Annotated in this window: 3 protein-coding genes and 1 pseudogene; 2 read left to right on the top strand and 2 right to left on the bottom strand. The window is 69.5% G+C overall.

Annotated features, from left to right (window positions below):
• Nucleotides 1–1580, bottom strand: a pseudogene (locus H261_RS23650) (hypothetical protein); the annotation flags it as partial.
• A gap of 304 nt (nt 1581–1884) precedes the next feature.
• Between H261_RS23650 and H261_RS22215 the strand changes: the two are divergent.
• Nucleotides 1885–2733, top strand: a complete 849-nt coding sequence (locus tag H261_RS22215) for a phosphate/phosphite/phosphonate ABC transporter substrate-binding protein (protein WP_008622297.1) — start codon at nt 1885–1887, stop codon at nt 2731–2733.
• Complete coding sequence (locus tag H261_RS22210; protein WP_008622296.1) at nt 2723–4519, top strand: ATP-binding protein; 1797 nt, start codon at nt 2723–2725, stop codon at nt 4517–4519. Before H261_RS22215 ends, H261_RS22210 begins: the two co-directional genes overlap by 11 nt.
• On the opposite strand, the gene H261_RS25590 is transcribed toward H261_RS22210, so the two are convergent.
• Nucleotides 4516–5860, bottom strand: a 1345-nt coding sequence (locus tag H261_RS25590; protein WP_008622295.1) for a hypothetical protein, incomplete at its 5' end; no start/stop codon positions are given. The two genes, H261_RS22210 and H261_RS25590, sit on opposite strands and share 4 nt — an antisense overlap.

Raw genomic sequence — 5860 nt, 5'->3', positions numbered from 1 at the left:
GGGTCAGTCCGCTGGCGATGGAGATGGCCGGAACCGGGGCGGCGGCGCCGTCGGTGGAGAACATGCGGCCCAGCGGAATGCGGCCCGACGACCGCGACGGGATGGTCAGCACCGCACCGGCCCGCATGTGCTTGGGCTGCAGGCGGATGGTGGCGGGGCGGATACCCTCCACCGGCTGGGGCGCCAGGGCCGGAAGCTGGGCCGGGGCCGGCGAGGGTGGCGGACGGCGCCGGCGGGCGCGGCGGCAGGGGCTGGACGGCCAAAGGCTGCGGCGCCACCGGCGGGGCGGACGGCGCCGGGGCAGCCGGAGCGGCGGCGGGACCGTGGGCGGCGGCGATGGCCTTCTCGGCCAGTTCCGAGGCCGGCATCTTGACGGGGGTGATGCGGGCCAGGGCCTGGCCCTCGCCGCCCTCGCCCGGCAAGGCCGGCGGTTTCAGCTTCTCGAAGACCTTCTCCACCTCTTCCAGGCAGATGGTGGCGGTCTCGACGATGGGCGTGAAGCCATGGGTGGTGACGATGCGCTTCAGGTAGGCGCGGGTCCCGGCGGCATAGAGGACGGCGTCGTGCCCGCCGCCCGAATCCTTGACGAACTTGCGGACACGATGGGGGATACGCCGCAGGATGCCCTGGCGGCGGTTGGACAGGACCTTGAAGTTCATCATCTCGAACAGCAGGTCGGAATGCCGCCCGGGCGGCAGGCTCTCGAACAGCCACTCGATCAGGTCGATCTCGGCGAATTCCAGGACCAGGAAGGATTGCTGGGTCTTCTGCCAGTCGCCGATGAAAGTGCGGATGGCCTCCAGCTGCCCGGCCATCTCGTCCTCGAACGTGATGGGGTCGAGCATGCGCCATGCCCGGTCGGCGGCCAGCGGCAGGCGGGTCGGCTGCCCGAATTCGCCCCCCAGGCGCAGCGCGACGCCCAGCAGCGCCCGGCTTTGCAGCCCGACGGCGCCCTGGGGCGCGAAGCAGTCGCGGACCAGATCGGAAGCCTTGAAGTCGTCGGTGGGCGGCGGGTCCGACAACAGGGTGGCCAGGGCCGCCAGGTCCTCGGGCAGGGTGGGATCGCCCTTGTCCGGCAGGCCGGCCAGCGCCGCGCCGATGATGGCGCGGGCCTTGTCCTCGGCCATGACGGGGCCGGCGGGCGCGGATTCCACCCGTGGCGGGCCGTGGAAGGCCATGGCGCCACGCGGACGGTCCCCCTCGGCCTTGACCGGGGCGAAGGCGTCGCGCATGGCCGCCACAAGGCCGGTCCACGGAGAGGCCAGGGCGCGGCCGACGGCGCCCAGCGGACCGGCCAGGCGCGACAGGGAGGCGCGCAGGGCATCCTTGGACCAGATGATCAAGCGTTCGCCCAGCAAGGCGGGCGGCAGGTCGGGGACATGGAGGAATTGGATCTGGGGCGTTTCCGGCGCCTTGGCCGGCTCGGCCGCCTTCCGGCGGACGGCCGTCCGCAACGCCAGGCGCTCGTAGGGGGTCAGGTGCTTGGGGGGCCTGGATTCAGGACGAGTTTTCCTCCAGCGCGGCATCGAGGCCCTGCGCTTGGTGGAAAACTTGCCCTTCTTACCGCCCTTAACCTTCATAACGACACTTGTCCGACTGGAGGCTACCCGAACCCCGCCCGTCGCTTCCCCCCCGCTTCCCCGTCAAGGAGGGAATTTCCGTTTTCACACGTTACGCCACAGATTTTAATAGTTTATGTCCTGATCGCAAATATTCCAGCCTATCCCAAGAGTCTATGCTTCCACTATGGCCAGAGCACCGCAATGGTATTCACCGGCCGCCGCCCCCGAGGCGCGAGCAATTGGCTTGCCGGTCCCTTCGGGCATGCTATGGTTGCAGCCTCGGGTGGGGGGAAAATTAATGATCCCGGGTTGGCGTCGATTCATGTTCGGGATGGTCCTGCTGTCGCTGCTGGCGGCGGCGGCCCCAAGGGCGGGCGCCGAGACGGCCCCGCCCCCCGTATCCGGCCCCATCCGGCTGGGACTGCTGCCCTCCATCGCCACTCTCAGCCTGCTCCGCCTCTACGACCCCCTGCGCCATCACCTGGAGGAGGCCCTGGGGCGCCCGGTGGAACTCTATACCGCCGCCAACTTCCACTCCCACCTGGAGGCCATCCGGGATGGCGATTTCGACCTGCTGCTCACGGCGCCGCATTTCGGGGTTCTGGCCTATGACCGCGGCTATGTGCCGCTGTTCCGCTACAACCAGGAACTGACCCCCCTGGTGGTGGTTCCCAAGGGTAGTGCGGTGCGCGAACCCGGGCAGTTGCGCGGCCGCCGGGTGGTGACCGCCGACCGCCTGGCCGCGCTTTCGGTGGTGGCCGAGGCCTGGCTGAAGATCGATTTCGGCCTGCGGGCGGATGTGGACTACCGGCTGGAGGAAGTGGCCAGCCACGCCACCTCGGTGCGGGCGGTGGCCATCGGCGACGCCGACGCCGCCATCAGCAGCCCCTCGGTGCTGCAGCAGCTTCCCGAGGAACTGCGCGACAGGGTGGTGCCCTTCACCAGCCGCCTGCGCATGCCCCACCAGATGTACCTGGTCCACCCCCGCCTGGGGGAGGAAACCATCCGGGCGGTCCGCCAGGCGCTGGGCGGCGTCGGGGAGACCGAGCGGGGCCGGGCCTTCTTCAAGTCCGGCGGGTTCAAGGGACTGGTTCCCGTCGAGATCGCCGATATCGAGCAGGCGCGTCCCTATGCCGATCTGGTGAGCATCAAGAACAGGAGTGGGAATTGAGCTTCGGCTATCCGCGCCCCCCGTCCGTCCGATCAATTCGCTGCGCCTGCGCCTGCTGGCGTTCAGCGTCCTGGTCGAGGTGGTGATGCTGACCCTGCTGGTCGCCAACGGCGTGCGCCTGATCCAGAGCCACCTGGAGGCCAGCACCGAATTGCGGCTGCAGGCGCAGGAAGCCTCGTTCAACATCACCCTGGCCGGCCAGCTGGCCGAACGCGACTATCTGGCGGTGCAGAGCATCATCGAGGGCTGGGGGACGTCCAGGAGCGTCACCTATATGGTGGTGAGCAACGCGGCGGGAAAGGTGGTGGCCGCCTGGGGCCGCGACATCGACGCCCCCCTGCCGCCCGCCGACAAGGTGCTGTCGCCGGACCTGGACGAATACCGCGGCGGCTTCGACATCGTCTTCCTGGGGCAACGCTACGGCGAGGCGCGTTACGGCCTCGACACCACCTTCCTGGGCGCGGCGCGGCGCGAACTGCTGCATCAGAGCGTCGGCATCGCCGTCTCCGAGGTGGTGCTGACGGTCGCCCTGCTGGCCGCCATCGGCTACTGGCTGACCCGCCATCTCGACCTGCTGACCCGGGCGTCGCTCAAGGTGGCGGGCGGCGACTTCTCCATCCGCCTCAAGCTGGAGGGCAAGGACGAGATCGCCGTGCTGACCCAGGCGTTCAACACCATGTCCGGCGCGGTGGAATCGCGCATCCAGGATCTGGAGGAAAGCCAGAAGCGTTTCCGCGCCATCGCCGACTACACCTATGCCTGGGAAAACTGGTTCGGCACCGACGGCCGCCTGCGCTGGGTCAACCCGGCGGTGGAGCGCATCACCGGCTATGCCGTCGCCGAATGCCACGCCATGGAGGACTTTCCCCTGCCCATGGTGGTCGAGGAGGACCGCCCCCAGCTGCGTGAAATCCTGTCGGCGGCCAAGGCCGGGCAGTCCGGCCAGGACATGGAATTCCGCGTGCGGACCAAGGCCGGCGAGGTCCAGTGGGTGGCCATGTCGTGGCAACCCATCGTCGACGGGGCGGGCGAGCCGCTGGGTATCCGCTCGTCCATCCGCGACATTTCCGTGCAGAAGCACAGCGCCGACATGCTGGTGGAAGCCAAGGCCGAACTGGAGCGCATGCTGTTCGCCGCCTCCCACGACCTGCAGGAGCCCATCCGCTACATCCTGGCCTACACCCAGCGCCTGGACCGCGAGTTCGCCGGCGACCTGCCCGAGCGGGCGCAAAGCAGCATGGCCTTCATCCGCGAAGGCGCCAACCAGCTCAGCCTGCTGGTCAAGGGCCTGGTGGACTACACCCGCTCCAACCGCCCCATGACCGCCTTCGCCCCGGTGGATTGCCGCCGGGTGGTGGAGCAGGCCATCGCCGATTGCCGCGCCATGTCCGCCGGCAGCCAGGCCGAGTTCCGCATGGGCGAGCTGCCGACGGTGCACGCCGACCCGGTGCTGCTGTTCATCCTGTTCGAGAACCTGATCAGCAACGCCATCAAGTTCGTGCGGTCCGGGACGCCGCCCCAGGTGACCATCGATGCCCAGCCGGAAGGCGAGGGCTGGCGCATCGACATCACCGACAACGGCATCGGCATCGATCCGCAATACCTGCAGACCATCATCCGGCCGTTCTCGCGCCTGCATTCGCGCTCCACCTTCCCCGGCGCCGGGCTGGGCCTGGCCTCGGCCCTGAAGGTGGCGAGGATGCATGGCGGCCGGCTGTGGCTGGAATCCGAGCCCGGCCAGGGCACCACCGTCCACATCTGGCTGCCCGCCAGCGCGCAGCCCTAGCTTGCCCCCGCCGCCGGCCGGGGATGGGCCAGGTCGCACATGACGCCCGGCCCGTTGACCAGCGAGAAGCCCGCCTTGATCACCTCGGTGATCAGCGGGCGGCGGCGGATGCCCCAGACATAGCAGGCCATGCCCGATTTGTGGGCCACGTCGCGGAAGCGCTCCAGGCGCTCCAGCAGTTCGGCGTCTCCCACCTTTTCCTCCGGCGTCAGCTGCGCCAGGTCGATGCCGATGGCCCGCACCCCGACCAGGGCCTTGACCATGCCCGGCGCCGACAGCGGCAGGCGGGCCATCAGGGTGCAGTCCAGCTTTTCCAGCGGCTGGAACAGGCGGTTGATCACATGGGGCGGAATGGCCGGCGACAGGCCGAAGATCTCGATCTTCAGGTGCTTGCGCAGCGCCTGGGGCGGACAGCTTTCGAAGGGGATGCGGATGCAGTCGCGCCAGCGCGGCGCCAGACTCATCCAGTGGAACGGCACCGTCAGGCCCAGCTTGTGGCGGCCATAGTACAGGTCCTTCAGTTCGTAGGCCGCCTGGGTGGCGACGAAGCGGTCCATGGTCAGCGATTCGATGGGAGCGGCGTCGGCATAGGCATAGGCGCCCTCCACCGGCGGCGCCCCCTCCTTGTCGACGCGGATGATCTTGGCATGGAAGGCGCCCACCGCCCGCTTGGTGGCCACCCAGGTGGGTGTCCACACCAGGGTCAGATTGGTGTCCGGCAGCAGGTGATGGTCCGAGTTCAGGCCAGCCTCCGCCTGAAGCTCCATCTGCTCCTCCAGCCAGTCGGCGCCCTTGCCGGCCCGCGCCGCCACGTTCATCACCTCGCGCGAGGCGTCGGCCCCGCTGAGGTTGCCCCCCTCCACGGCCAGGGTGGAACGCGGGGCATCGGCGCCGGAAAGGTTGCGCCCTTCCACCGACAGGGTGGTGCGTGGGGCATCGGCGCCGTTCAGCGACGTTCCTTCCACGGTCAGGGTGGTGCGCGGCGCATCGGCACCGTTGAGGCTGCGCCCCTCCACGGCCAGGGTGGAACGCGGGGCGTCGGCACCGCCCTGGGAGGTATTTTCCACCCGGAAGGCCGCCAGGGGCTGGTCGCTGGCCCGCTTTCTCGGCTCCTCCGTCACCCATTTGGGCACCGAGGATTCGTCGATGCGGTAGGGCTTGTCGCCGCCGCTGATGGCGTAGGCGGCCCCCTGGGCGGGCTTCGCCCCCAGCTTCGCCGCCTCCTCGGGCGGCAGCATGGCCGCCAGGGTGGCGCGGTGGGGCGGCGACAGCCCGGCCTGGGCGGGCAGCGCGGCCCCGGCCTGGGCGACGGCCTTGCGGATGGCTTCGTGGTCCAGGGTG

Origin of the sequence: Paramagnetospirillum caucaseum (assembly GCF_000342045.1) — a bacterium.
Lineage (GTDB): Bacteria > Pseudomonadota > Alphaproteobacteria > Rhodospirillales > Magnetospirillaceae > Phaeospirillum > Phaeospirillum caucaseum.
This window is presented reverse-complemented; position numbering and strand designations above follow the sequence as displayed.